This window comes from Pseudoalteromonas sp. S4492, from assembly GCF_005886115.1.
Classification (GTDB): Bacteria; Pseudomonadota; Gammaproteobacteria; order Enterobacterales; family Alteromonadaceae; genus Pseudoalteromonas; species Pseudoalteromonas gelatinilytica.
This window is the reverse complement of the sequence record NZ_PNCP01000118.1, coordinates 1-3,372: the sequence shown is the minus strand read 5'-3', so window position 1 is coordinate 3,372 and position 3,372 is coordinate 1. Positions and strand designations below refer to the sequence as shown.

Genomic DNA, 3,372 nt, shown 5'->3' with positions numbered 1-3,372 from the left:
CAATATTGATAAACTTTTCTATTGAAGGTTTAATATCATCGAATTCAATACTTGTGTTTCTATTCTTAAAGAAAGTCATATCCTCAGCAGTGTAACCATATACTAGGCATTTGTTTGCTGTAAAAATATCACCTCCGATTCGGCCTAACAGATAAGAGCCTTCACAATATTCAGATATAGGCTGCAACGCCATGCAAATGCCGCTTTGGAATAAAAGGATAAAAATTAAATACCTCATATTATCTCCACCATTTAACTTGAGTCTCTACGATTAGCTCAGAAAAAAGCTGTTACGTTGTTTGGCATAGTGCTTAACCATAATCCACGAAAGAGAAACAAGAACCGACTCCTAGCTCTGTTGAATTCCATTCAATTTTATTAAAAAAACCATAATGAAAAACATTACTACAATTGCTATAGATGAGTATTTAATGGCTTTACAAGCCCACACTTTGTCTTCCCGATAGGATTCAACTTTGAACAGCTTAAAACCATGATAAATTGCACCTGTTCCGCCGTAGTAGTTTATGAAAAGCTCTTTTTTTGCGTATTTTGGAGCTAAGATAAACAAAACCATTACAAACAAAAATAAAACAGCCGAAAGTACCATCAAAATAATAAGAAAATAATCTATCATTTCACCAGTTCACATTTACATATTTATCAGTAACTTACTATACCAATAACAAGCAAGTTATGCTCCAACCAAACTTAAACACAATCTGGTGTTTTTAGTTGATAGTAAAGCACTGCGTTTGCTATTTTACGTCTAATACTAAATCTGTAACCGAGGACACATGGAAGCGCCTACTTTTGAATTAACCCGTGATAACTTTAACTCAATCTTTTTTCAGACTTTCATAAAAACGAAAGTGCAACCTGAAATACCTATCATAAGATGTGCAGTGCCTTTACCGAAAGCACAGAAAATCAAGGCAAAATTAATTACTGCCGTTATTTTCATTATTGCATGTCACCTTGTTTGGAAAACACAATCCGGTGCAGGTGCAATTGCCGCTGTGGTCATTACTTATCTCAGTTATTTTTTAATTCAGATGTTTATTGCCAATAAGCGTTATTTCATCCATGAATCTCCCTTGTGCGAAATTAAAATAAACAAAGAAGAGGTTTACCTGCCTGCACTTTTATTCGATGACAGAAAAGCACGAACACTTAAAAGAGAAGATTTACTTAATGTTGAGGCCGTATGGAATTTTACACGCACCAAAAGCGGCTACGATATTAACGATCCACAACCTAGGCGTGCCTATCTATTTTCTGTTATTTTTAAAACTCGCTATGGTGATTCAATTCCTTTAAATGACTGGAGCTTAGAACATCCTGAGCTTTTCAAGACACTTGTTGAGTATGATTACCCAGTCACTATGATCAGAACAGCCAAACGCGGGTTACCAATAACAGTTCACATAAAATGGTTCTTCCTATTTACCTTTATATGTACTCTCATCTACTCACTTATAAAGTATGTAATTTAGCGGACTTATAAATATGCAATTGGCAAAGTAACTGCGAACAAGCGCTTTGCCTTAAACTTACGCTTTATTGTTAAACAGCATACCAGAGTGATTACTAGAAGTAGGAGCAAACAATGAGTTTATCATCGTAGAAACATTACTTTTTACGGCAAGCTGGACTGCATTTATTTCTTCATCAAGTTGTTCATTAAGCTCTAGCAACTCACTTTCTCGTTGTTCTGGAGCTAGGTCTTTGTTGCTTTTTAAACTATTAATCTTATTTTGTAACTCCTTTATTTTCACTACTAGCTCTTGCTGTGTTTGTGATGTCTTTGATTGAGCTTCTGCTTGTGGATCAGAATCAACGCCCGCTTCTTGTTGTTTAGAGCCTTGAAGGTTTGTTGCTTTTTCACTTTCTGGGTTTAGCTCATTTTTATTTTGCTGATCTAATAATGGCTCTTTTAGGAATGAGGATGTGTACGAAGTTAGCTGCATAGTTTTCCTATCGTTAATTTTTTGACGTTTAGCTATAAACCTTTTGAAAACAAAATAGATGCACAATCCGTACCCATTTACTACCCAAAACTTTTTATGTTGCTAAGCATGTATGTTCCTTTAAAGTTAGCGATATTAAACTTTAACTATTAATCCCCTCTTTCAACAAACCAATACTAAAGAATCAGTTTTTAACTTTTGAATAACCTTTTGTGATCGCTTTTTAAACACCAGCCGTAAGCCTTATTGAAATGGACACGTCGTAACGTCCGAACATACAAAGATATAAGGAAGAACGATGAAATACATACTCCTGGCTAGCAGCTTACTTTTTCTCACCGCGTGTAGCGATGATGATGACGACAACGAAGTAGTTACCCCTCCCCCAGTTCAAGAATTCACTCCAAGTAAAACCTATTCTGTAACTTTAAGTGGCAAACAAGAAGTGCCAATGAATGACTCAATGCAAACAGCGACTGCAACGGTAGAGCTTGACGAAAGTTTAATGCAATTTCGTGCAACACTTGATGCAAGCTCAGTCGAAGGTTTTAGCGCAGCACACATACACGACGGCGATTTAGGCGCTAATGGTGATGTTGCTTTTGCATTTGAGGCCACTTCCGATGGTATGTATGAAGTCGCAATTACCGACCTTGATGAAAGCCTAATTGCTGATCTAATGGATGGCGATTGGTACATTAATCTTCATACCGAACAATATGCAAACGGCGAACTTCGTGCGCAAATTGTGCCTGATACAACCAGCATCATCACGTTTGTTTTAAATGGCGATCAGCAAGTGCCTATGAACGACAGTGACGCAATGGGTTATGGCTATGCATCTTATGATAGCGCCACGACAGAATTACGACTTCGTGCGGTGACTATGGGTGTTGATGATGCAACAGCAGCTCACATCCATACAGGAAAATTAGGCTCAAATGGTGATGTATTCGTGACTTTAGAACAAGATGATGAAGTCATGACAGACTGGGTAGTCCCAGAAGGCACCATGATCGACAGCGACACTTTGGCAGTACTTTTAGACGGCGGTCACTATGTTAATGTTCACACACCTGAATTTGCCGGTGGCGAAATTCGCGGCCAAATCTTAACAGACAACTATGCAGTTGCGACCTTTGACTTGAGTGGTGATCAAGAAGTGCCTATGGTCAGCACCATGGCTGATGGTGATGGTTATGCTCTTGTTGATACAACAGACTACAGTGTAGAGCTAACTGTTGTAACATCAGGCTTAGACGATGCAAGTGCTGCGCACATTCATACAGGCCGTATCGGGACTAATGGCGATGTATTAGTAGCTCTTGAACAATCAATGGATGATAGCAATGTCTGGATGACACCAAGCAACACGCAAATTAATGCAGATATTTTTGCAGTG

General features: G+C 38.1%; 4 protein-coding genes. 2 read left to right on the top strand and 2 right to left on the bottom strand.

Features of this window, described 5'->3' with window-relative positions; all coding sequences use genetic code 11:
* Nucleotides 1-238: hypothetical protein (locus tag CWC28_RS22305; RefSeq protein ID WP_212746808.1), on the bottom strand; the 238-nt coding region annotated here is incomplete at its 3' end.
* A gap of 559 nt (nucleotides 239-797) precedes the next feature.
* Here CWC28_RS22305 and CWC28_RS21055 point away from each other — a divergent pair.
* A complete protein-coding gene (locus CWC28_RS21055; protein ID WP_063701139.1) occupies nucleotides 798-1,496 on the top strand; it encodes a hypothetical protein in 699 nt (232 codons plus the stop codon).
* 57 nt (nucleotides 1,497-1,553) lie between these two features.
* Here CWC28_RS21055 and CWC28_RS21050 read toward each other — a convergent pair whose 3' ends face one another.
* The gene (locus CWC28_RS21050) at nucleotides 1,554-1,970 is read right to left on the bottom strand and encodes a hypothetical protein (protein ID WP_063701142.1); all 417 of its coding nucleotides are present in this window, start codon (nucleotides 1,968-1,970) and stop codon (nucleotides 1,554-1,556) included.
* A gap of 298 nt (nucleotides 1,971-2,268) precedes the next feature.
* On the opposite strand from CWC28_RS21050, the gene CWC28_RS21045 reads away from it, so the two are divergent.
* Nucleotides 2,269-3,372, top strand: a 1,104-nt coding sequence (locus CWC28_RS21045; protein ID WP_138625732.1) for a CHRD domain-containing protein, incomplete at its 3' end; no start/stop codon positions are given.

Bases quoted from the DNA above. Each gene is read 5' to 3' on its own strand.
- CWC28_RS21055 (WP_063701139.1), top strand. From the start codon at position 798: ATGGAAGCGCCTACTTTTGAATTAACCCGTGATAACTTTAACTCAATC.
- CWC28_RS21050 (WP_063701142.1), bottom strand. From the start codon at position 1,970: ATGCAGCTAACTTCGTACACATCCTCATTCCTAAAAGAGCCATTATTA.